22 protein-coding genes and 1 tRNA gene are annotated in these 22,126 nt (G+C 61.7%); 15 read left to right on the forward strand and 8 right to left on the reverse strand.

Going from position 1 to position 22,126, the window contains the following annotated elements; all coding sequences use genetic code 11:
* Window positions 1-28: 28 nt before the first annotated feature.
* The 4 genes from VITFI_RS10765 to VITFI_RS10780 all read left to right on the forward strand — a co-directional run bounded on the left by VITFI_RS10765 (window position 29) and on the right by VITFI_RS10780 (window position 3,926).
* Window positions 29-838 carry a pseudouridine synthase gene (locus VITFI_RS10765; protein WP_198301746.1) on the forward strand — a complete coding sequence of 270 codons (810 nt, stop codon included), beginning with the start codon at window positions 29-31 and terminating at the stop codon, window positions 836-838.
* A gap of 66 nt (window positions 839-904) precedes the next feature.
* A complete protein-coding gene (locus VITFI_RS10770; protein WP_089416955.1) occupies window positions 905-2,146 on the forward strand; it encodes a Bcr/CflA family efflux MFS transporter in 1,242 nt (413 codons plus the stop codon).
* Window positions 2,147-2,165: 19 nt separating this feature from the next.
* Window positions 2,166-3,137, forward strand: a complete 972-nt coding sequence (miaA, locus tag VITFI_RS10775; RefSeq protein WP_089416956.1) for a tRNA (adenosine(37)-N6)-dimethylallyltransferase MiaA — start codon at window positions 2,166-2,168, stop codon at window positions 3,135-3,137.
* A gap of 15 nt (window positions 3,138-3,152) precedes the next feature.
* Window positions 3,153-3,926 (forward strand): oxygen-binding di-iron domain-containing protein, encoded by a 774-nt coding sequence (locus tag VITFI_RS10780; protein WP_089416957.1) that lies wholly within the window; start codon window positions 3,153-3,155, stop codon window positions 3,924-3,926.
* 7 nt (window positions 3,927-3,933) lie between these two features.
* Here VITFI_RS10780 and VITFI_RS10785 read toward each other — a convergent pair whose 3' ends face one another.
* A complete protein-coding gene (locus VITFI_RS10785; protein ID WP_157725653.1) occupies window positions 3,934-4,728 on the reverse strand; it encodes a GGDEF domain-containing protein in 795 nt (264 codons plus the stop codon).
* Window positions 4,729-4,887: 159 nt separating this feature from the next.
* Between VITFI_RS10785 and VITFI_RS10790 the strand changes: the two genes are divergently transcribed.
* The 5 genes from VITFI_RS10790 to lapB all read left to right on the forward strand — a co-directional run bounded on the left by VITFI_RS10790 (window position 4,888) and on the right by lapB (window position 8,263).
* Window positions 4,888-5,661, forward strand: coding sequence for a thymidylate synthase (locus VITFI_RS10790; protein ID WP_198301747.1), 774 nt, complete (start codon window positions 4,888-4,890; stop codon window positions 5,659-5,661).
* Window positions 5,658-6,158: a dihydrofolate reductase gene (locus VITFI_RS10795; RefSeq protein ID WP_089416960.1), complete on the forward strand. Its 501-nt coding sequence runs from the start codon at window positions 5,658-5,660 to the stop codon at window positions 6,156-6,158. The genes VITFI_RS10790 and VITFI_RS10795 overlap by 4 nt, the downstream gene beginning before the upstream one ends.
* Window positions 6,159-6,172: 14 nt before the next feature.
* On the forward strand, window positions 6,173-6,760 hold the full coding sequence (locus VITFI_RS10800) for a DUF4337 domain-containing protein (RefSeq protein ID WP_089416961.1): 588 nt from the start codon (window positions 6,173-6,175) through the stop codon (window positions 6,758-6,760).
* A 62-nt stretch (window positions 6,761-6,822) separates the two neighbouring features.
* Window positions 6,823-7,119, forward strand: a complete 297-nt coding sequence (locus tag VITFI_RS10805) for a LapA family protein (RefSeq protein ID WP_089416962.1) — start codon at window positions 6,823-6,825, stop codon at window positions 7,117-7,119.
* Window positions 7,109-8,263, forward strand: coding sequence for a lipopolysaccharide assembly protein LapB (gene lapB / locus VITFI_RS10810; protein ID WP_089416963.1), 1,155 nt, complete (start codon window positions 7,109-7,111; stop codon window positions 8,261-8,263). Before VITFI_RS10805 ends, lapB begins: the two co-directional genes overlap by 11 nt.
* A gap of 19 nt (window positions 8,264-8,282) precedes the next feature.
* Here lapB and VITFI_RS10815 read toward each other — a convergent pair whose 3' ends face one another.
* From VITFI_RS10815 to VITFI_RS10830, 4 genes are read right to left on the reverse strand one after another with little or no spacing between them, the layout of a single operon-like run.
* Window positions 8,283-9,065 (reverse strand): M90 family metallopeptidase, encoded by a 783-nt coding sequence (locus tag VITFI_RS10815; protein WP_089416964.1) that lies wholly within the window; start codon window positions 9,063-9,065, stop codon window positions 8,283-8,285.
* A 3-nt stretch (window positions 9,066-9,068) separates the two neighbouring features.
* A complete protein-coding gene (locus VITFI_RS10820; RefSeq protein ID WP_089416965.1) occupies window positions 9,069-9,863 on the reverse strand; it encodes a UDP-2,3-diacylglucosamine diphosphatase in 795 nt (264 codons plus the stop codon).
* A 3-nt stretch (window positions 9,864-9,866) separates the two neighbouring features.
* Entirely contained in the window at window positions 9,867-10,373 is a 507-nt protein-coding gene (locus VITFI_RS10825) for a peptidylprolyl isomerase (protein ID WP_089416966.1), read from the reverse strand.
* A gap of 47 nt (window positions 10,374-10,420) precedes the next feature.
* Window positions 10,421-11,014, reverse strand: a complete 594-nt coding sequence (locus VITFI_RS10830; RefSeq protein ID WP_089416967.1) for a peptidylprolyl isomerase — start codon at window positions 11,012-11,014, stop codon at window positions 10,421-10,423.
* Window positions 11,015-11,143: 129 nt separating this feature from the next.
* Here VITFI_RS10830 and cysS point away from each other — a divergent pair, with 129 nt between their 5' ends.
* From cysS to VITFI_RS10860, 6 genes are all read left to right on the forward strand, one after another.
* The gene (gene cysS, locus VITFI_RS10835) at window positions 11,144-12,574 is read left to right on the forward strand and encodes a cysteine--tRNA ligase (protein ID WP_089416968.1); all 1,431 of its coding nucleotides are present in this window, start codon (window positions 11,144-11,146) and stop codon (window positions 12,572-12,574) included.
* A gap of 1 nt (window position 12,575) precedes the next feature.
* Window positions 12,576-13,235 carry a DNA-3-methyladenine glycosylase family protein gene (locus VITFI_RS10840; RefSeq protein ID WP_232476584.1) on the forward strand — a complete coding sequence of 220 codons (660 nt, stop codon included), beginning with the start codon at window positions 12,576-12,578 and terminating at the stop codon, window positions 13,233-13,235.
* Window positions 13,236-13,262: 27 nt separating this feature from the next.
* Complete coding sequence (locus tag VITFI_RS10845; RefSeq protein ID WP_089416969.1) at window positions 13,263-14,234, forward strand: acetyl-CoA carboxylase carboxyltransferase subunit alpha; 972 nt, start codon at window positions 13,263-13,265, stop codon at window positions 14,232-14,234.
* Window positions 14,235-14,250: 16 nt separating this feature from the next.
* Complete coding sequence (tilS, locus tag VITFI_RS10850) at window positions 14,251-15,564, forward strand: tRNA lysidine(34) synthetase TilS (protein ID WP_198301425.1); 1,314 nt, start codon at window positions 14,251-14,253, stop codon at window positions 15,562-15,564.
* A 75-nt stretch (window positions 15,565-15,639) separates the two neighbouring features.
* Complete coding sequence (locus VITFI_RS10855) at window positions 15,640-16,902, forward strand: aspartate kinase (protein WP_089416971.1); 1,263 nt, start codon at window positions 15,640-15,642, stop codon at window positions 16,900-16,902.
* Between the two features lie 68 nt (window positions 16,903-16,970).
* Window positions 16,971-17,063, forward strand: a tRNA-Ser gene (locus VITFI_RS10860).
* A gap of 225 nt (window positions 17,064-17,288) precedes the next feature.
* Here VITFI_RS10860 and VITFI_RS10865 read toward each other — a convergent pair.
* The 3 genes from VITFI_RS10865 to VITFI_RS10875 are packed head-to-tail and all read right to left on the reverse strand — an operon-like array spanning window position 17,289 to window position 21,795.
* Entirely contained in the window at window positions 17,289-20,393 is a 3,105-nt protein-coding gene (locus VITFI_RS10865; RefSeq protein WP_157725654.1) for an N-6 DNA methylase, read from the reverse strand.
* A gap of 41 nt (window positions 20,394-20,434) precedes the next feature.
* On the reverse strand, window positions 20,435-21,532 hold the full coding sequence (locus VITFI_RS10870) for a DNA cytosine methyltransferase (protein ID WP_198301426.1): 1,098 nt from the start codon (window positions 21,530-21,532) through the stop codon (window positions 20,435-20,437).
* Window positions 21,529-21,795, reverse strand: a complete 267-nt coding sequence (locus tag VITFI_RS10875) for a ribbon-helix-helix domain-containing protein (RefSeq protein ID WP_198301427.1) — start codon at window positions 21,793-21,795, stop codon at window positions 21,529-21,531. Before VITFI_RS10875 ends, VITFI_RS10870 begins: the two co-directional genes overlap by 4 nt.
* Between the last annotated feature and the right edge of the window lie 331 nt (window positions 21,796-22,126).

A 22,126-nucleotide genomic window follows, 5' to 3' on the forward strand; every position in this document is an offset into this window, starting at 1 on the left:
GGACGGGTATCGGGCAGATCCTCGGCCCATGGATCGCCCCGTGCGCCCCCAGCCGTCCGCGCCATCGCGCCAAAGCCCTGTGGCCAGTGCGGTGCCGCCGGAGGGCGTGCGGCTGTCCAAAGTGATGACCGAACGCGGCCTGGCCTCCCGCCGAGAAGCGGATGAATGGATCGATGCCGGCTGGGTGCGTGTCAATGGCGAAATGGCGGTGCTGGGCCAGCGTGTCACGCCCGACGTTCGCATTGAGATCGACCCTGCCGCTCGCCAACAGCAAGCGCAGCGCGTCACCGTGCTGTTGAACAAGCCGATTGGCTACGTCAGCGGCCAAGCGGAAGACGGATACGAGCCGGCCAGTGTGTTGGTGACACCGGCCAATCGCTGGGCGGACGATCCTGCGCGCAAAACCTTTCACCTTGGCCACGCCCGCCACTTGGCGCCCGCCGGGCGGTTGGACATCGATTCCACCGGCCTGTTGGTGCTCACCCAAGATGGCCGCATCGCCAAGCACCTGATCGGGGATGATTCGGACGTTGAAAAAGAGTACTTGGTGCGGGTGCAATACCTGCGCGACGGTGATTTCCCGCCCGAAAGCCTGCGCCTGTTGAACCACGGCCTGGAACTGGATGGCCATCGCCTGCGCCCCGCCAAAGTGAGCTGGGCCAACGAGGATCAACTGCGCTTTGTGCTGCGCGAAGGGCGCAAACGCCAAATCCGGCGCATGTGCGAGATGGTCGGCCTCAAGGTGCTGGCGCTCAAGCGTGTGCGCATCGGCAGTGTGGTGCTCGGCAAGTTGCCGCCGGGGCAATGGCGGTATTTGCGGGAGGATGAGCGGTTTTGAGGCATCGCCCCTAAACTGTCACCACACTGACAGCCCACGCCGGGTTTGTCCCGCACGCTTGGGCTCATGAACGCACCTTCTTCCTTGTCGCCCCTGAAGGCGGCGCTGGCTCTGGCTTTGCTGCTGGGCCTGCAACCGGTCACCACCGATTTGTATCTGCCAGCGCTGCCGCGCCTGGCCATCGATTTGCACGCGCCGATGGCAGCGGTGCAGCTCACCATGTCGGCGTTGCTGCTGAGTTTTGGCCTGGCGCAGTTGCTGATGGGCCCGTTGGCGGATCGTTTCGGGCGTCGTCCGGTGCTGTTGGGCGGTTTGGGGCTGTATGCCTTGGCCAGCGTCCTGGCCGCTGTGGCTCCGGTGATCGAGGCCCTCATCGCAGCGCGGGCACTGCAAGGCGTGGGCATGGCGGCGTCGGTGGTGTGTGCCCGGGCCATGGTGCGTGACCTGTACGAACCCCACGAGGGCGCGCAGGTGATGTCCAAAGCGATGTCCGGCCTGGGCCTGCTGGCGATTGCCAGCCCCACCCTGGGCGGTTTGCTCACCCAACTCGGGGGCTGGCGCTTGGCCATGGTGGCGGTGGCGCTGGCTGGTGTCGTTGTGTGGGGCTTCGTCGCTTGGCAGGTGCCGGAAACGCGCCGGGCGCCAGCCGCCTCCGCGCCGCCAGCGCTGTCGGTGTGGCGCAGTGCGGCGCAGGTGATCGCCCACCCGACGTTTCGGGCTTGGACGGCGCTCATCAGCGCCACGTATGGCGGGTTGTTCGTCATGCTCGCCGGGTCATCGTTTGTGTACATCGGGCCGATGGGGCTGTCGCCCTGGGGTTACGGGTTGGCCATGGCATCGGCCTCGATGGCGTATTTGCTGGGCACGTTCTGGTGCCGGCGCCTCCTGCCGCGCCACGGCTTGACCGGCTCGGTACAGCGCGGGGCGGTGTTCACCCTGGCAGGCGGTTTGGGCATGTTGGCCTTGGGCTGGCTCACGCCCGGGCAGGCGGATGTGCTGCCGTGGGTGTTGGTGAGTCAATGGCTGTACAGCTTCGGCCACGGCTTGCACCAACCGTGCGGGCAGGCGGGGGCGGTGGGGCCGTTTCCGCATCGGGCGGGGGTGGCGTCGGCGCTGTCGGGCTTCACATTGGCGCTGACGGCGTTTCTTGTCGGGGTGTGGCTGGGGCAGGCGATGGATGGCAGTTTGAAAATGCTGTCCTGCGGCCTGGGCTTTTGGGCAGTGGTGACGTCCACCCTGGCCTGGACGATGGTGCAGCGCCACGGCAACCCGCTCCCTGCGGCATCATCTGCGCCTTCTACCTCCTAAAAACCTCAAAAACTGCCGCATGAATTTGGACGTTTCTGCCCTTTTGGCGCGTTGGCGGTGGGTCGGCTTGGCGGGGCCAACCGCTTCGGGCAAGACCGGCCTGGCGCTGGCATTGGCACGCGAACTGCCGTTGGAAATCATCAGCGTTGATTCGGCCCTGATCTACCGGGGCATGGACATCGGCACCGCCAAACCCACCCCAGCGGAGTTGGCCAGCGTGCCGCATCACTTGATTGATGTGCTCGATCCGCACGAAACCTACTCGGCGGCCCAGTTCGTGCAGGACGCAAATGCGCACATCGACGCCATTCGCGCCCGAGGTCGGCTGCCCTTGCTGGTCGGCGGCACGATGCTGTATTTCAAAGCGCTGATCGAGGGCTTGGACACGCTGCCCGCTGCCGATCCCCGCGTGCGCGCCCTGCTGGACGCACAAGCCGCTGATATCGGCTGGCCGGCGATGCATGCCCGCTTGGCCGAAGTCGATCCGGTGACGGCGCAGCGCCTGGCGCCGGGGGACACGCAACGCATCCAGCGTGCTTTGGAAGTGTGGCACCTGAGCGGCCAGCCGATGTCGGCCTTGCACACACGTGCTGCTGCCCAACGCGAGCAGGCGCCCGACCACTGTTTGTTGGCGCTGGAGCCACAGAATCGAGCCTGGTTGCACCAGCGCATCGCACAGCGTTTCGAACAAATGTGGGCGGCGGGTTTTCTGGACGAGGTGTGCCGCTTGCGCACTTCACCCCACTTGCATGGGGGATTACCGTCCATCCGCTGTGTGGGTTACCGCCAAGCGTGGGAGGCATTGGATGCCGGACTGCAAGGCGAGGCCCTGCGCCAACAGGTGCTGGAGCGGGGCATCGCTGCGACTCGCCAGCTCGCCAAGCGCCAATTGACGTGGCTGCGCAGTATGCCGCGTCATGTCCTGGAAGCGCAGGCGCTGGCAGAACAACCCGTGCCCCCGGGGTTATTTGCGATGCTGACACCAAACTGAAACCTAGAATGGGCCATGCCAGTCACCCTGTACAACCGCGATGGTCACGAATGCCTGATGTTCACGGACTTGTCCGATGATCATTTCGGCGAAGCTGTGCAATCCAACCAATTTCTGATCACAGATGACAACACCGGGGCCATCATCGACCCCGGCGGCAACTTGGCCTACAGCGAGCTGTTCTTGGAAATGAGCAAGCACTTTCCGCCGCAGCGCCTGTCGGCCATCCTGGCTTCGCATGCCGATCCGGACATCATTGCGTCGCTCGATCGCTGGATGACTTCCACCACCCACACCAAGCTTTACGTCTCCAAGCTGTGGGAGCGGTTCGTGCCGCATTTTTGCAAGCCCGGCAAAACCATCGGGCGGGTGATTGGCATTCCAGACGCCGGGATGCGCATCCGCATTGGGCGCAGTGACGTGATCGCCCTGCCGGCGCATTTCATGCACGCCGAAGGCAATTTTCAGTTCTACGACCCGGTGAGCCGCATTCTGTTTTCAGGCGATTTGGGCGTTTCGATGCTCAACGGAGAGGCCAGCAAAACCCCCGCGACCTCCATCGCGCCGTTGCTGCCGACGATGGAGGTGTTCCATCGGCGCTACATGGTGTCCAACAAAATTCTGCGGTTTTGGGCGGACATGGTCAGCACCTTGCCGATCGACATGATCGTGCCGCAGCACGGCGCACCGATGACCGGTGGTGCCGTGAAAGAGTTCATTCAGTGGGTTCGCCAGTTGCAGTGCGGCGTCGATTTGATGGAGGGCAGCAACTACCGGGTGCCCTCCTGAAGCGTGCTCAGTGGGGGATGGGGCTGGGAGCCGCATCGTCGTGGCGAGGCTGGAGTGGTGCAGCGCGCACACAGTTGCGACCAGCTTCCTGTGCCAGTTGCAGTGCGGTTTCTGCCTCGGTCAACAAGGCGTCTGCGGTGCCTTGGGCCAAATGAACGTGGCTGACACCCAGGCTGATGGTGATGAACGCCTCCGCGTCCTGGCATGAAAAAGGGGTGCTGGCGATTTTGTGGCGGATGCGTTCGGCGGCATCCAAAGCGCCCAGCGGGTCGGTGTGTGGCAAGAACACCGCCAATTCGGCGCCGTTGAAACGCCCCAGGATGTCGGACTGCCGCAACGTGGCTTGTACGCTGTGCGCCATCGCCCGCAACAGCACTTCGCAGTGGCGATGGCCGAGGGTGGTGCGCATTTGATCCAGGTGATCCACATCGATGAGCAGCAGCGCACCCTGATCACCATAGCGCCGGCAGCGTGACCATTCACGCTCGACTTGGCGTGCAAAAGAACGCTGCGGCCAGATGCCTTCGATTTCTTCGTCGTCTTCGCCCAACGGATCATCCAAGCGCGTGGTGCGCGCCAGCGCGTGGGACAACTTGAGCGCCACGCCCCCTGCGACGGCTGCTGGCACCATGGCCAACACCCCCCCCGCGATGGCAGTGCCCCAACTGACTTGATCGACGCCGAGCAGCACCACCATGACACCCAGCCCGACCAAGGCGGCAGCACCCGCGTGGAAAAGCCAAGCCGATCGCCAGCCAAAGCGCGCCACCTGACGCGAAAACCCATAGACCCAATTCGACACGGACAGGCTCCAGAACTCGCTGCGTTCCATCATTGGAGCACAGGCCGTGTGGCGTCAAGCCTTGCAAACTGTGAGCGTTATGCGGTGCTTGATAATCCGCCACTTTTTGCTCCCTTCGCCGCCGTGACTCGCCCGATCCGCACCCCCTACGAAGACTTCATGTGCCATGTGTACGAACACGGCGTCGCCAAGAGTGACCGCACCGGCGTGGGCACGCGCAGCGTGTTCGGCCACCAGATGCGCTTCGATTTACGCGAGGGTTTCCCGCTCATCACCACCAAAAAGGTGTTTTTCAAAGCCGTGGTGCTGGAATTGCTGTGGTTTTTGCGCGGCGACTCGAACGTGCGCTGGCTGCAAGAGCGCGGCTGCACCATCTGGGACGAATGGGCGCGGGACGATGGCGAACTCGGCCCCGTCTACGGCGTGCAATGGCGCGCCTGGCCGACGCCGGACGGCGGCCACATCGATCAAATCAGCCAAGTCATCACGCAACTCAAAACCAACCCGGATTCACGCCGCATCGTCGTCAGCGCCTGGAACGTGGCCGAGTTGGACAACATGGCGCTGATGCCGTGCCACGCGCTGTTTCAGTTTTACGTCGCCGAGGGGCGCCTGAGCTGCCAGCTCTACCAGCGCAGCGCCGACATCTTTTTGGGCGTGCCTTTCAACATCGCCAGCTACGCGCTGTTGACCCACATGCTGGCCCAACAGTGTGATTTGGAAGTGGGTGATTTCATTTGGACTGGCGGCGATTGCCACCTGTACAACAACCATTTCGAGCAAGTCGAAACCCAGTTGGCGCGTGACGCCTTCCCGTTCCCGCAACTGCGCCTCAAACGCCGTCCGGACAGCCTGTTCGACTACACCTTGGATGACATTGAGGTGCTGGACTACCAGTGCCACCCCGGCATCAAAGCACCGGTGGCGGTATGACCGAGTTGGTGCTCATCGCCGCCGTGGCGCAAAACGGTTGCATCGGCGTGAACAACGCCTTGCCGTGGCACCTGCCCGAAGACTTGGCGCACTTTCGCGACACCACACGCGGCCACGCCGTCATCATGGGGCGCAAGACGTGGGAGTCGCTGCCGCCGCGTTTTCGCCCCTTGCCCGGGCGGCGCAACGTGGTGCTGACACGCCAACCCAATTGGCGCGCCGAGGGCGCCGAAGTCGCTGCCACGCTGGCGCAGGCGCTGGAACAGTTGGCGGGCACGCCGCGTGCATTCGTCATTGGCGGCGCGGAGGTGTATGCACAGGCCCTGCCTCGTGCCGATGCCATGATCCTCACCGAGATTCACCAAGATGTCAGCGGTGATGCGTACTTTCCCGCCTGGGATCGCACGGTTTTTGCAGAAGTCGCCCGCCAGCGGCACACGGCTGCCGCGCCGAATGCGTTCGAGTTTTCGTTTGTGACTTATCACCGTCTCACCTGAAGGAGTTCTCCCCTATGTCTGGACACGGTTTCCACGTTCACGGCCCGCACGATCACGCCATGGAACACGTTGCGCATGGCGGCGGTCATCACGATGACGAAGGCATGGCCAGCCAATTGGCCGTGATCACGGCGGTATTGGCCACGGTGGGCGCCATTTTTTCGTACATGGGCGGGGCCACGCAGGCCAACGCCGGGCTGTACAAAAACAATGCGGCCATCAAAAAGACCGAAGCCTCTAACCAGTGGAATTACTACCAAGCCAAGAGCAGCAAACAAAACCTGGCCGAACTGGCCTTGACCTTGGTGCCCGCTGCTGAAAAAGACGAGTACCAAAAGGAAATCACCCGCTACAAACAAGAAAAAACAGAGATCAAAGCGGCGGCTGAGAAACTGGAGCAAGAGTCCAAGGATTGGGACAAACAGTCCGACGAACAAATGCACCAGCACCACCGTTGGGCCCAAGCCACCACGGCGCTGCAAGTCGCCATTGCGGTGGCGGCCATTGCTTTGCTGACCAAACGCCGCTGGATGGAGTGGGTGACGATCGGCACCGGGGTGCTGGGCGTGATCATTGGCGTGCTGGCTTGGTTGCACATCTGAGCCCAGGCGGGCCGGGCGGGCTCCTTAGAATGCCCTTTTGATCTGATACGGAGTACGCCCTCATGCTTGCCTGGCTGGTTCGGGCCATCCTTTTTGGTGGCTTGCTTGCGTTCTCGCTCAACAACCAGCACACGTCTGTCGTGCATGGTTTTTTCGGCTACGACTGGTCGGCGCCCATGGCCATCGTGCTGTTGGTGGCTTTTGCGGGTGGCATGCTCGCCGGCGTGTTGGCGCTGACGCCCGCTTGGTGGCAGTTGTGGCGCCGGGCACGCAAGGCCACCGCAGCGCCAGCCCCGGTGCCTGCGCCGGCGGCTCCCGTTCAACCCACGGCTCCGGTGACGCCCATCGATGGAATTTGACGTTCAATGGCTGCTCACCGGCGTGCCGGTGGCGTTTGGTTTGGGCTGGCTGGCTTCGCGGCTTGATCTGCGGCAGGTCAAGCACGAGCAGCAAAACTCCCCGAAAGCGTATTACAAAGGGCTGAATCTGCTGCTCAACGAGCAGCAGGACAAGGCCATCGATGCGTTCATCGAAGCCGTTCAGCACGATCCGGACACCACGGATTTGCACTTTGCCCTGGGCAATCTGTTCCGTCGGCGCGGGGAGTTTGAGCGGGCGGTGCGGGTGCATCAGCATCTGCTTGACCGAGCCGATCTCAGCAGCACCGACCACGACCGCGCTCAGTACGCCCTGGCGCAAGACTTCCTCAAAGCCGGTTTGTTCGACCGGGCGGAACAAGCCTATCGGGCGTTGGAAGGCACGCCGTTCGAGGTCGAAGCGCGCTTGGCGCTGCTGGGCCTGTATGAGCGCTCACGCGATTGGCTGGCGGCGCAAGAAACGGCTGTGGCGTTGGAGCGCATGGGCACGGGATCGTTTGCGACGCGGATTTCCCATTATTGGTGCGAACTGGCCGCCGAGGCCGACGCCAAAGGCCACACCGCTGAAGCCGAAGCGGCGTTGCAGCGTGCGTGCGCAGCGGCGCCTCACTTGGCTCGGCCCTGGTTGGTGATGGGCCAGCGGTGGGTGGCCCGCCAACAGCCCGAAGCGGCGCTGGCGGCTTGGCAGGAGTTGCGCACACGGGCTTCGACCCACTTCCCGCTGATCGCCCTGGATTACGCCGAGCAAGCCGTGCGCTTGGGCCAGGCGCAGGCGGCGCTGGAGGTGATCCGCAGTGCGTATGACGCGGCCCCGGCGTTGGATTTGCTGCGCGCCCAAGCACGTTTGACCGGCCAACCGTTCGCAGAGTTGCCCGAGCTGATGCAGCACTTGCAGCGTTACCCGACGTTGAGTGCAGCGCAAGCGGTGCTGTCCGGCCTGTTGGCCCATCCCCCGGTGCCGGCCGATGTGGGTGCGGGCGTGGCGCGGGCGTTGGAAGTCGCGGCCCGACCGGTGCAGCGCTATCGCTGCGCGTGCTGTGGGTTCGAGGCGCAGCGGTATTTCTGGCAATGCCCCGGCTGCTTGAGCTGGGACAGCTTCCCGCCCACGCGCCTGGACGAGCAGTGAGCGTCGCCACCCAGCCCGCTCACAGCGGATAACGCGCTGGGTCTTGCCGAAAAAACTGCACCAGCAGTGCGTGCAGTTCGGGGTAAGCCTCGGCAAAACCTCGCCCATTGACGAAAAACGCTTCGACAGCCACCGCGAAGAATTCTTCCGGCGCTTCCGCCGCGTAAGGGTCGAGCCACGGGCGCCAGCCTTCGCGGAGGTCGTGGTGCAGGGCATCCCAGGCGCGAGAGGCGGCGTCGTGCCACGCTTGTTGCAAGGCAGAGGTGGGCCAAGGTGGAGAGCCGTTGGCGAGGCCGTCTTGCATGTCCAGCACATGGGCGCATTCGTGGATGACGACGTTGTAACCCTCGTGGCCCAACGCGCCCGCATCGCGCACATCGGGCCAGCTCAACATGAGGGGGCCGTTTTGCATGGCTTCGCCGGCCAGCCATTCATCGTATTCATGCACCACCCCGGTGGCGTCCAGGTGCTGGCGCCGCACCTTGGCCGGCGCCGGGTGCAGCACGATGCCGACAAAGCCGTCATACCCCCCCAACCCCAGCGCCAGCATGGGCAAACAGGCTTGAGCCGCCACGGCCACGGCCATTTCATCCGTCACCACCAGCCCATGGGCGCCCGCAAATTGTTTGCGCAGCAGAAAAATGCGCGCCAACTCACGCAAACGCGCCCGCTCCTCGGCAGGGCGTTGGGCGATGAAGGGATACCGCGCCACCGTGGCCACCCACAAATCAGCCGGAATGGGCTGGGCCTGGGCGGTTTGCGTTTCGCGGCGTACCCGCCAGCGGTGCCACCAGTCGAACATCGGTCAAACGGGGGAAAACTCGTCCAACGTGTGGCGGCTGAAACCTTGTGCTGTCCAGCGCAGCACACTGGCCCGAGCGGGGCCAGGCGGCTCCAGATCCCAATCACTCAGCACCTCGCGCCAATCGGATGAGGCCGGGCGGTGGGTGTGGCCGTGGATCAAGCGCACGCAGCCCGCTTGGCGCAGCCAGACAGCAGCTTCGGTGGGATCGACATCGGCATAGTCCTGCGGCGTCAGCTTGGCCTGTTCGGCTTGGCTTTGTGCGCGCAATTGCTGGGCCAGCGCCAAGCGTTCAGGCAGGGGGCGGGCCAGAAAAGCCGCTTGCCAAGCCGGGCTGCGCACGACTTTGCGCACCTGTTGGTAAGCATGATCGGCCAGGCACAGCGCATCGCCATGCGTGGCGAGGACCCGGTCGCCGAACGCCTCAATGCAGCACGGATCGGCCAAGCCCACCGCGCCGCAGGCGGTTAAAAAACCGTCGCCGAGCAAAAAATCTCGGTTGCCACACATCACCCCGAGCTGGGCGCGCTGGGCCAGACGGGCCAGCGCGTGGACGATGTCGCGTTCGAAAGGCCGTTGTTCCAGCGCATCGTCGCCAACCCACGCTTCGAACAAATCGCCCAACAGGCACACCACATCGGCGCGGGTGTGGGCCAGGTAGCGGGTGAACGCGGCGGCGGTGTGCGGCATGTCGGCGCACAAATGCACGTCCGACACCCATTCCACCCGCTGCACCGAGGCCGGCAGGCGCCATTGCGTACGCCATTGGCGCTGGGTTTGAGCGGGCAGTTCGGTCATCAATCAGGCCGTGATTTCAACCGCTTTGGTGATGGTGATCGCTTCCAGCGGCACGTCGTCGTGGTAGCCCTTGCGACCGGTACGCACCTTTTCGATGGCATCCACCACCTCGCTGCCCGCCACCACTTTGCCGAACACGGCGTAGCCCCAGCCGCTGGGGGTTTCGCTCTTGAAGTTCAGGAAGTCGTTGTCGGCGGCGTTGATGAAGAACTGGGCCGATGCCGAGTGCGGCGCGCTGGTGCGTGCCATGGCGATGGTGTATTTGTCGTTCTTGAGGCCGTTGTTGGCTTCGTTGGGGATGGTGTCGCGGGTGGACTTTTGTTGCATGTCGGCGGTCATGCCGCCGCCTTGGATCATGAAACGCTTGATGACGCGGTGGAACACCGTGCCCTCGTAGTGGCCGCTGTGGACGTAGGCCAGGAAGTTGGCCACGGTCTTGGGCGCTTTGGCGTCGTCCAGTTCAAGGCGGATGGTGCCGGCGCTGGTGATGAGTTCAACGGTTTTGGTCATGTTGCGAAGTCTCTTCGGAGGGAGGGAAAGGAGAGGGGGGCAAGGGCTCAGTTTTCGATCTGAACCTTGCGGATGATGATCGGCTCGATCGGCACGTTTTGGTGCATGCCCCGGGAGCCGGTGGACACCGCCCGAATGGCGTCCACCACTTCCATGCCGGACACCACGCGGCCAAACACGGCATACCCTTCGCCGTCGCGGGCGTTGGGCTGGTCGAGGAAGGGGTTGTCTTTGGTGTTGATGAAGAACTGGGCGGTAGCCGAGTCCGGCACCATGGTGCGGGCCATGGCGACGGTGCCGCGCTGGTTGGACAAGCCGTTGCGGCTTTCCAATGCGATGGGCGCCCGGGTGGGTTTTTGCTGCATGTCCGGCGTCATGCCGCCGCCTTGGATCATGAAGTCGGGGATGACGCGGTGAAAAATCGTGCCCTCGTAATGGCCCGCTTTGACGTACTGGAGAAAGTTGTCCACCGACTTCGGGGCTTTTTCGGCGTTGAGTTCGATGAGGATGTCCCCGCGTGTGGTGCTCAAGCGCACTTTTTGCGCCCAAGCCGCCGGGCTCAGGGCCGACAGTGAAGCAGCAGCAAGCAGCGCCAGCACGGCGCGGGCACTGTGGAAACGGAGGCGAGCGGCAACGGTCACGATGATGAAGCTCCTTGGCTATACTCGATCGATTTTACCGACCGCTTTTTACACCTCGTCCGACCGGGTTGTCCGCTGCGCCGCTGGCGTGCTGCGTCGCCCGGTCGGTCTGTTTTGCCCGCCACGCCGATGACCCTGCGCATCTTCAACAGCCTGACCCGCCAGGTCGAACCCTTCACCCCCATCGAGCCCGGCCATGTGCGCATGTACGTGTGCGGCATGACGGTGTATGACCTGTGCCACGTCGGCCACGCGCGTTCGATGGTGGCCTTCGATGTGGTGCAGCGCTGGCTCAAAGCCAGCGGCTACCGCGTCACTTACGTGCGCAACATCACCGATATTGACGACAAAATCATCAAACGTGCGGTAGAAAACGGCGAAACCATCGGCGAGCTGACCCGCCGCATGATCGCCGAGATGTACCGCGACGCCGACGCTTTGGGGATCGAACGCCCCACGCACGACCCGCGTGCCACCGATTACGTGCCGCAGATGCTGGACATCGTGCGCCGCTTGGAAGAAAAGGGCCTGGCCTACCGCGCCGGCAATGGCGACGTGAATTACGCCGTGCGCAAGTTCGAGGGTTACGGCAAGTTGAGCGGCAAATCGCTGGATGACCTGAACGCCGGCGAGCGCGTGGCCGTGGCCGATGGCAAACACGATCCGCTGGACTTTGTGCTCTGGAAAGCGGCCAAAGAGAACGAGCCCACCGAAGCCAAGTGGGCGAGCGATTTCGGCACGGGCCGCCCCGGCTGGCACATCGAGTGCTCGGCCATGTGCGGCGCGTTGCTGGGCGAAACTTTCGACATCCACGGTGGGGGCGGTGATTTGCAGTTCCCGCACCACGAAAACGAGATCGCCCAAAGCGAAGGTGCCAACGGAGCGCCGCTGGCGCGGGTGTGGATGCACAACGGGTTCATCAACATCGACAACGAGAAGATGTCCAAATCGCTGGGCAATTTCTTCACCATCCGCGAGGTGCTTGACAAGTTCGATGCCGAAACCGTGCGGTTCTTCGTGCTGCGCGCCCACTATCGCAGCCCGTTGAACTACAGCGATGTGCATCTGAACGACGCACGCGGCGCCCTGAAGCGCCTTTACACCGCATTGCAAGAGGCCGATGCGGTGTTGGCGCGTCATGGCCGAAGCGCCGTGGCCGTGCCATTCGGTGCGTTGGACGCTGGCGACGAACACGTGCGGCTCTTCACCGAGGAAATGAACAACGACTTCGCCACGTCGGCGGCGAGTGCGGTGCTGTTCACCTTGGCCAGCGAGATTTTCACCGCCGCCAAGGCCGAAGCGCTGGAAACGCTGGCGTTGCGTGCCACGCAATTGCGCGCCCTGGGCGCCGTGCTCGGCCTGTTGCAGCAAGACCCGGCGCAGTACCTGCAAGCGGGCACGGGGTTGGACGAAGCCAGCATCTTGGCCCGCATCGAAGCCCGCGCCGCTGCCAAAAAAGCGAAAAATTTTGCCGAGGCCGACCGCATTCGCGCCGAATTGCTGGCCGCTGGCGTGGCCATCAAAGACACCCCGCAAGGCACCACCTGGGCAAAGGCTTGATGTGACCCCGCTTCCCACCGACGCCGGCGCCACACCGGCTTACTGGGATGCGGCTTGTCACTACCTCACCCAGCGCGATCGGGTGATGGCCAAGCTCATCCCACAATTCGGACAGGCCCGCCTGCAAACCCGAGGTGATGCGTTCAGCACCTTGGCGCGCTCCATCGTCGGCCAGCAGATTTCGGTGAAGGCCGCCCAGGCGGTGTGGGATCGGTTCGTGCGTCACCTGGGGGGCTGCGCACAAGACCTCTTGAAGCCGGACACTGTTTTGGCTCAAGATGTGCCCATGCTGCGGGCCTGTGGCCTGTCGGTACGCAAGGCAGAATACCTGCTCGATTTGGCACGCCACTTCCAAGACCGGCGAGTTCACTTGGATCAGTGGCAGGCGATGGACGATGAGTCCATCATTGACGAACTCGTGGCCATCCGAGGCATCGGACGCTGGACGGCCGAAATGTTCTTGATTTTTCACCTGATGCGTCCGAACGTGTTACCGCTGGATGATGTGGGCTTGCTCAAGGGCATCAGCCTCTGTTATTTCAGCGGTGAGCCGGTGTCGCGTGCGGAAGCGCGTGAGCTGGGCGAGTGCTGGGCCCCTTACCGGTCGGTGGCGACTTGGTATCTGTGGCGCTGCCTCGACCCGCTGCCGGTCGAGTATTGATCTCATGGCTTCGAAGGACTTCCTCCTATGAGCAAACGTTATTTCCTGGACTTTGAATCCCCGATCGCCGAACTGGAAACCAAGATCGAGGAGCTGCGCTACGTCCAGAACGAGTCAGCCGTGGACATCTCGGAGGAAATTGACCGGCTGGACAAGAAAAGCCTGCAACTGGCCAAGGACATCTACTCGCAGCTCTCGCCCTGGCAGGTGACGCAGATTGCGCGCCATCCGCAACGCCCGTACACGCTGGATTACGTGAACGAGCTGTTCACCGATTTCCAAGAGCTGCACGGCGACCGGGCGTTTGCCGATGACCTGTCCATCGTCGGCGGTCTGGCGCGTTTCAACGGCCAAGCTTGCATGGTGCTCGGCCAACAAAAGGGCCGAGACACCAAAGAACGCGCCGCCCGCAACTTTGGCATGCCACGCCCCGAGGGCTATCGCAAGGCGCTGCGCCTGATGAAGCTGGCGGAAAAATTCGGCCTGCCGGTGTTCACGTTTGTGGACACCCCGGGCGCTTACCCCGGCATCGGCGCCGAGGAGCGTGGCCAGTCCGAAGCCATTGGCCGCAACATTTACGAGATGGCCCAGCTCGAAGTGCCCATCATCACCACCATCATCGGTGAAGGTGGTTCGGGCGGTGCGCTGGCGATCAGCGTGGCCGACCAGGTGCTGATGCTGCAATTCTCGGTGTACTCGGTGATTTCGCCGGAGGGCTGCGCGTCCATCCTGTGGAAGACCGCCGAGCGTGCGTCGGATGCCGCCGAGGCCCTGGGCATCACCGCCCACCGCCTGAAGGCTTTGGGCTTGGTGGACAAAATCATCAACGAACCCGTGGGCGGCGCGCACCGCGATACCAAACAGATGGCCGCCCAGCTCAAGCGCGGGCTGGTGGACGCGCTGCGCCAAGTGGCCGATCTTTCAACCGATGATCTGCTCAACCGCCGTTACGAACGCCTCAAATCCTACGGGCGTTTCACCGACACCACCAAGCGCTGAGACCGCTGCCGCGCCTGTGCTTGCCGTCGCGGTAAGTGGCGGGCTGGATTCGACCGCGCTGCTGCACGCCCTGTCCCGGCAAGCGCGTGACCTGGGCGCCTCAGTGGTGGCGCTGCATGTGGATCACGGCTTGCAGGCGGTGTCCGCCGAATGGGGGCGCCGGATTCGGCGCCAGTGCCAGCGCTGGGGCGCGGCGGGTTTGCCGGTGTCCGCCCGCGTGCATCGAGTGACGCAGGTTCCGCCCACTGGCGCCAGCATCGAAGCTTGGGCGCGCAAAGTGCGCTACGCCGCACTGGCGCAGATGGCGCGTGACGTGGGCGCCACCCACGTCTGGCTGGCTCATCACCGCCGCGATCAAGCCGAAACGTTTTTATTGCAGGCCCTGCGCGGCGCTGGCTCGGCGGGTTTGGCAGCCATGCCCACCGCGCTGTGGCGGGATGGGTTGTGCTGGCTGCGCCCCTGGTTGCACCAACCCCGCGAAGCCATCGCTGCTTACGCGGCCCGCTGGCGCCTGAGCTGGGTCGAAGACGCCACCAACACCGACACCCGTTTTGACCGCAACCGCCTGCGCTGCGATCTCTGGCCCACGTTGTTGGCCGGCTTTCCACACGCTGAAACGGCGCTGGGGCAATCGGCTCGCCAGTCGGCGCGAGCGGCGGCGTTGATGCAGGAAGTCGGCGCCCAAGACTTGGCCCGTTTGCACATGCCCGACGGCGGTTTGGACGTCGCGGGCTGGCAAACCTTGTCCGCTGCTCGGCGCTACGCGGTGTTGCGGGCGTGGTGCCAGACTCTGGGCCATCCCGTTCCCGACAGTTTGTTGGAACGGCTGCTGCTCGAATTGCCGACGGCGCGCTCGGGCCATCGCTGGCCGGATGGGGCAGGGGGGGCGTCGTTGCGCCTGTACCGGGGCACGCTGCGCCGTTGGGAGGATGTTCCCCCCGCCGATCTGCCATCGGGTGAGGTCGGGTTGAGGTTGCCGTATCCGGGGCCGGGGCGTCACGCGCTGCCGGCGTGGGGTGGGGTGCTGACGGTGCGAGCGGTCTCGCAAGGCGGCATTGCGGCGCACTGGTTGACGCATGCGGTGTTGATCACTCGCCAAGGTGGCGAGTCCTTTCAGTTTGAACCGCATTCGACGGCGCGTTCTTTGAAAAAACAGTACCAAGCTCGGGCCATCCCCGCATGGCAACGGCACGGCCCGCTGCTGTGCGCTGGCCCCGCCCAAGGCGGGGGGGTGTTGTTCGCGCCGGGTTTGGGTGTGGATGCCCGTGTGCGTGCGGCCAACGGCGAACCGCAGTGGCTGCCCGAGTGGCTGCCTGATGCCACGCGCTAGAATCCTCAGCTTTTGCGCGATGAGGCCGAGTGGCGGCCCCATCGTGGTTCTTTGCAGCAGGACTGACCAATCGTCATGGCACTGATCGTTCACAAATACGGCGGCACCTCGATGGGCTCCACCGAGCGCATCCGCAATGTCGCCAAGCGCGTGGCCAAGTGGGCGCGCGCTGGGCACCAGATGGTCGTCGTTCCGTCGGCCATGAGCGGCGAAACCAACCGCTTGCTGGGCCTGGCCAAAGATGTTTCTCCCGCCGTGCAGACCGCTTCGGTGCTGCGCGAGCTGGACATGATCGCCTGCACAGGCGAACAAGTGTCGGTGGGCCTGCTGTCGCTGGCCCTGCAAGCCGAGGGCATGGAAGCCGTCAGCTACAGCGGCTGGCAAGTGCCCATCAAGACGGATTCGTCGTACACCAAGGCCCGCATCCAAAGCATCGACGATGTGCGCGTGCGTGCCGATCTGGCCGCCGGCAAGGTGGTGATCATCACCGGCTTCCAAGGTGTCGATGAAGATCTGAACATCACCACGCTGGGCCGTGGCGGTTCGGACACCTCCGCCGTGGCCGTCGCCGCCGCGATGAAGGCCGACGAGTGCCTGATCTACACCGACGTGGATGGCGTGTACACCACCGACCCGCGTGTGGTGCCCGAAGCGCGTCGCCTGCACACCGTGAGCTTTGAAGAAATGCTGGAAATGGCCAGCTTGGGCTCCAAGGTGCTGCAAATCCGCTCGGTGGAGTTTGCCGGCAAGTACCGCGTGCCGCTGCGCGTGCTCTCCAGCTTCACGCCCTGGGACATCAACATCGAGGAAGAAGCCAAGTCTGGCACCCTGATCACTTTCGAGGAAGACGAAAAAATGGAAGCAGCCGTTGTCTCGGGCATCGCCTTCAACCGTGACGAAGCCAAGGTGACCGTGGTCGGCGTGCCCGACAAGCCCGGCATCGCCTACGCCATCCTGGGCAAAGTGGCCGAGGCCAACATTGATGTGGACGTGATCATTCAGAACGTCTCGCGTGACGGTAAGACGGACTTCTCCTTCACCGTTCACCGCAACGATTACCAGCGCACCGTCGATCTGCTCAAGACGCAAGTGCTGCCCGAGCTGGGCGCCGCCGACGTGCTGGGTGACACCAAGATCTGCAAGGTGTCGATCGTTGGGATCGGCATGCGTTCGCACGCGGGCGTGGCCAGCACGATGTTCAGCGCCCTGGCTGCTGAAGGCATCAACATTCAGATGATCACCACCAGCGAAATCAAGACTTCCGTTGTGATCGACGAGAAATACATGGAGCTGGCCGTGCGCGCCCTGCACCGCGCATTCGGCCTGGACGCCGAGTGATCAAAAAGATCGCGGACGGGGCTTGCGGTGAGTTTGAAAAATAAGCTATACTGCGAGCTTCAGCGGTTGGAGACGTGACCGAGAGGCCGAAGGTGCTCCCCTGCTAAGGGAGTATGGGGTCAAAAGCTCCATCGAGGGTTCGAATCCCTCCGTCTCCGCCACCTGCTGATCTGCATCAAGCCCCGTACATCGGGGCTTTTTTGCGTCTGTACGAATCAACAGACTTTTCGGGCGGATCGCGCACATGCCTCAAGACTCAAACGTGACCACCTCATCCCACCCATGGCGCCTCAGCGTTGCGCCCATGTTGGACTGGACGGCGTTTTGAAAAACCGAGATAAATCAACGTATTGCAGCGATTTTTTCGTGGCGTTGCATTGTTTTGGTTAGATCGATAGCAATTCCCGGACGTGTGCATCCAACTGCGCAAGGTCTATTGGCTGTACATTGCCTGCCCTCTTTGTGATATCCCGTGCGATGCTGCCAATGGCAGCCATCCGCCCGTTGATCTCGTCGAACTTTGGGATGTTGAGGTACTCCGCAACGCTAGCACCTAAGCTGAGCTGGGCCGCATATGCAGACACTGCCTTGGAAATTGTTGGAGCGTTAAGGAAGCCTGTCAGGTAAGCAGCTTCGGATTCCGATTCGACCGGAATGAAGTAAAGCTTGTGATCAGGTACTACGATCTTCTCACTTGCGTATTCGGTCAGTGTGCTGCCGATGTACGCTGCGGCAAAGGTGTTGCCCATCTCCCGCCAAAGCACCTTAAATGGCGCGAACGTGTAGGGGCCGGTGCTCCAGAGTGAATAGAACTCCTGTCCTTTCTGAAATCTTTTCAAGCTGGACCGCTGTTCGAGGTGGCTCTTGAAGCGGTTCAGAAACTTGAATGTATGCGGGCTTGCTGCTGGCAGATCAGGGTCGCCGTGCATACCTCGCTGCGGAACGAGAATGTGGAGATCTGTCTCGACCATGGCATTAAACGGTGCAACACCGCGCCCACGCAAGAGAGGGAAAAGGTGTTCCGACTCAACCGTTGCCGTGATCTGGGGAATTCCTTTCGTCTTGCCGATGTCTGCGGCATTCCGTATCGCCACCAGGTTGGTTCCAACTAAGCCAGTGGTATAGACCCAGAAGATGCCGTTGCGGTCGGTTGTGATGCCTTTGCGTGCCTTGTACTCAGGCTTTGCGCTTGCCGCAAAAACCTTTGAGAACACAGCTTGGTCTTGTGCAGAACCGACCAGCCAGGGACGCGTTCCATCGCCGCCTGGTACTGGTACTGCGGTTCCGTCAATACGCCTAGCAGTACAGCGGAACTGCTCAGCCGAAAGGTAGTCAGTGCCGCCACCCGAGTTTGCGATCCAAGAGTGGTAGGGAACAGGAAATACGGTTGTTGCATCTCGCTGTAGCATCAGGAACGTCGGGTGGTTGCTGACACCGTCGAACGGCTTGATGTCCTGGTAGTCCTCAACTAGCAGGACGCGACATTGCAAGCTGCCGTTGTCGACCGAGAAGCGCCTGAAGCCAGCACTAGACTCGGTTGTAAACACGGATCCGGGCAGGAAGAAGCCCAAGCGTCCATCCCGCCCGAGGTAATGCTTCACGGCTTGGTAGGTGATCACAGTCGAGATGTCAGACTCGATGCCACCTACCCATTTGTCGGCACTGAATACACCGAGCCCCCGGCAATGCATTTGGATTGACTGGGCATAGCCCTTCGGAAGATTGCTCCATTTGATCCATGGTGGGTTGCCGCAGATGTGGGAGGAAGGTGGAATCGCGCCAGCCGCAAAACGATCCGCCAGGATTGAACACCAGATGCCATTCCATCCTCGGGCATGGAGCTCGACCAAGTTGCTGACAGTCGTGCTGACGGTGGAGACATCGGATGGATCAAGTCCTATGCCTTTCAAATCGGCAAGGATCGCGCCGCAGATCTTCACCGCAGGATAGTCCGCGTCGATCAGCATCCGTACTTTCGCAAAGATGCGGAAGAAGTCCGGGTGCCCAATCATCCGCTCAGGGACGGAAAACTCTCTGGGGCCGACTTCCGTGTGCAAGACGTGGCTGTAGTTGGAGAAGCTGTCGACAGCTGCTGGGTGTACCGCATCCGCCAAATACACCGGCAGCCGAATAGGGCGTGCTGGATCCAGATGCGGCGATAGGAAAACGGCAAGAGACCCTTTCGCTGCAAGCACGGCGAGCGGGTTGAGGTCGATGCCGTGGATACCAGCTAGCAGCGCTTGAGCTGTGGCGCCGCTGTCGGTCTTGCGCCGACGACGGATCGCCTCCAGCAAGAAAGTCCCCGACCCACACGTGGGATCGGTCAGCGAGTCAGATGGCTGCCATTCGAGCAGGTCCATACCATGTTCAGCCAGCCAGTCCGGCGTGTAGAACTCGCCAAGCGCATGCCTAACTTCTCGAGGAATGAACCGCTCATAGATGCCTTTGAATAGATCCCGCGTCGTGTCGGCGTGCTTCTTGGATACGGCGAAGTCGATACCGCTCAGCCTACCAAGCATGGCGCCAAGAGCGGCTTGGTAGCGGGGCCAATCGCTGTCATCAAGGTACCAAGAGAAAAAATCACCACTCAGCATGTTCAGGATGCCGGCGTGCTCGAACAGTTCTCCTGTCTCCACTGCACGTAGTCGCTCTGCCACCGGCACGCCCGGTTGCAGCACGTCCTGGCTGGCTCTGGGAAGCGCGCAGGCAGCGACTATCTTCGCGATGATGGCAATGTATGTATTGAGCGCGAATAGGTAAGCAGCAGGGTTTTCCTGGTACGGCTGGTCATGGGATATTTCCTGCCGAGCGAGCAGCTTTTTCATGTGCACAGGTTGAAACCCCACGACTTGACTGAAAAGCCTGCGCCACTCCGTAAACAGCATCTTGGTTTTCGTTGTGGCTGCCGACGATTCCGCTTTGCAGATGCTGGCGTAAAGCTCGGGGATTAGTACTGTGCCGTACTCAGAGTCCGGTCCGACCAATGCTTGTAGGAGCTGAGGATGAACTAGCGGGCGGCCATCGCTTTTTAGTGCTGAGAGTAGGCGGTCAGCCGAAATCCTGTCGAACGGAACGACATCTTCCCAATTAGCTGAAGTGTCATTGAAATGCCCAAAAGTGATGTGCGAACCATCCCATGCGATCAGAACGTATTCTTGTAATGCACGTCCTTCTTCTGCTGAAATCAGTTCTGCGTATTCTTTAGCTTGCTGGCGTGCGTGTACGGCTTTTGCACCAGCACGTCCGCTAAACGACTTTGGAGGTTCATATTCGATGACAACGGCGCCGTGCGCCACGTCGGCAAATTTCGTGGACTTACCCTTGACTTTGAGGGCTCGTTCAAGCTGGAATGGCGTCCAAGGAATGGACAACTTTGCGCAAGCTTGTTCAAGCGCATTTTCCAACTCGTGTCGTAGCTGCGCTTCGTTCTTGGAAATTTCCGCCGCAGATAAGACAGCGCTAACGAGTGATGTCGTAGTCGTGCTGGTCACAGCATTCCTTGTGCAAACTCACCGGACAGGTGCATTTCGGTCTATACCACCTTGCGGGTGGCTTGAAATTCAGGGGATACCAGACCCGCGCCAGAGAACAGGTGAGTGAATATAGCCTGTGCAAGCTTAGGCGGAACGGCATTCCCGATCTGGGTGAACTTCGAGTCTGTCTCGCCAACTGGCGTGAAGTTAGCGTCGAAGGTTTGGATGCGCGCGCATTCGCGCCAGGAAAGTCGGCGTGGAGTTTCAAGCCTATTACGCTTCGGGTCGGCTTCCAGGTGCTCATACTGGTCTGAAAAATCCCAGCGTTGCTTCCACCCATCGGCGAGGTTCGACCAAGTTAGGGTCATCACCGGACTGGCGGGATGCAGTGTGATGTGTCTCCAGTTAGCCACGACAGTGAAAGCTGGGTCAGCCCATTTGGCCTTGCGGTTCCTCGACATGTAGTACCAAGAGAAGTGACCATTGGGATCATGCGGGCGCTCGTAAAACTCACCTTCTGGCCATAGTGGAAGATCCTTGATGGCATCGCCATGCGAAGCGTACGGCAGGAGGGGCCCCGACGCTTTGAGCGTTTTGCCATGGGTTTCCTTCGGGAATTCGAAAGCTTGGTTCAGATCCTTGCGTACGCCGACGATGAATAGCCGTTTGCGCGACTGCGGCACGCCGTAGTCCTTAGCGTTCAGCAACTTATATGTGACGTTGTAGCCCGCCTTGCCGTAAGCGTCGAGCTGCTCCTTCAAGAAAGTCCCGCTGCTCAAAGCTTTGAGGCCGGATACATTCTCCGCAACGAAATATTTGGGCCGGACGATGTTGACCACGCGAAGAAACTGTTTGTACAGGTTAGTCCTTGCATCTTTTTCCGGATCCCGGTTGCCAGCCATGGAAAAGGATTGACATGGATAGCCCCCGACGACGACATCAGCGTCTGGGAACGCCTGAATTACTGAGATGTCCGCATTGCAGATGTCAGCACCAGGGAAATACTTCTCTAGCGTCTTGCAGGCGTCTGCTAGGATGTCGTTCGAAAAGACGATGTGGCCGCCAGCTGCTTCCACGCCAAAGTCCATGCCGCCGCAACCCGAGAACAGCGAAAGCACTCTGATCTCTGTACCAGTTCGTTCAAATGTTTTTTTCACGTTTTCTCACTTCTCTGCTGCGCATCTTCGGCGTCGGCGCCTTGCGGGAGAAGGGGCCACTTGGCCTTCAAGTAGCCGTCGATTGCGTCGCGCACGACCCAGGCAAGAGAGACTTTGTTCTCTGCCGCGATCTTTTCCAGTACCTGGTACTGCTTCTCCGGGAAGCTGATGGAGGCGCGAACCGTGTGTTCATGCGCGCCGCTGTCGTGGCGTTTTGATTGAGTCCGCATGGCTTTCCCCGAACTGAAGAGCTGATTCACCATTTTACACCACAGTGGTGAGCGTCAGTGGTTCCCTTCTGTAGGGCTTGGCGTACAGGGCTGGAAATGCCGCTGCTTTTGTTTTGCGCGTTGTTAGCATCAGCACTGCATGTGACGGACATATGCTCATGTAGCCGGCTTCAGCAGCTCGAATCGGCGGTGTAAATCTTCTGATCTGATGCGCGTATGCCTGCGCAGCGTATTCCAGCTCTTGTGTCCAGCACTGGGGTGGTATTTTTCAAACTGATTCCGCCTAGCAAGCCTTCAAAAATTAAGCATAAGTTATTGACTTTGAAGTGGTTTTCGATGAAAACTTGCCGTCATTTCATGAGAT

The organism is Vitreoscilla filiformis (assembly GCF_002222655.1).
GTDB classification, from domain to species: domain Bacteria; phylum Pseudomonadota; class Gammaproteobacteria; order Burkholderiales; family Burkholderiaceae_C; genus Ideonella; species Ideonella filiformis.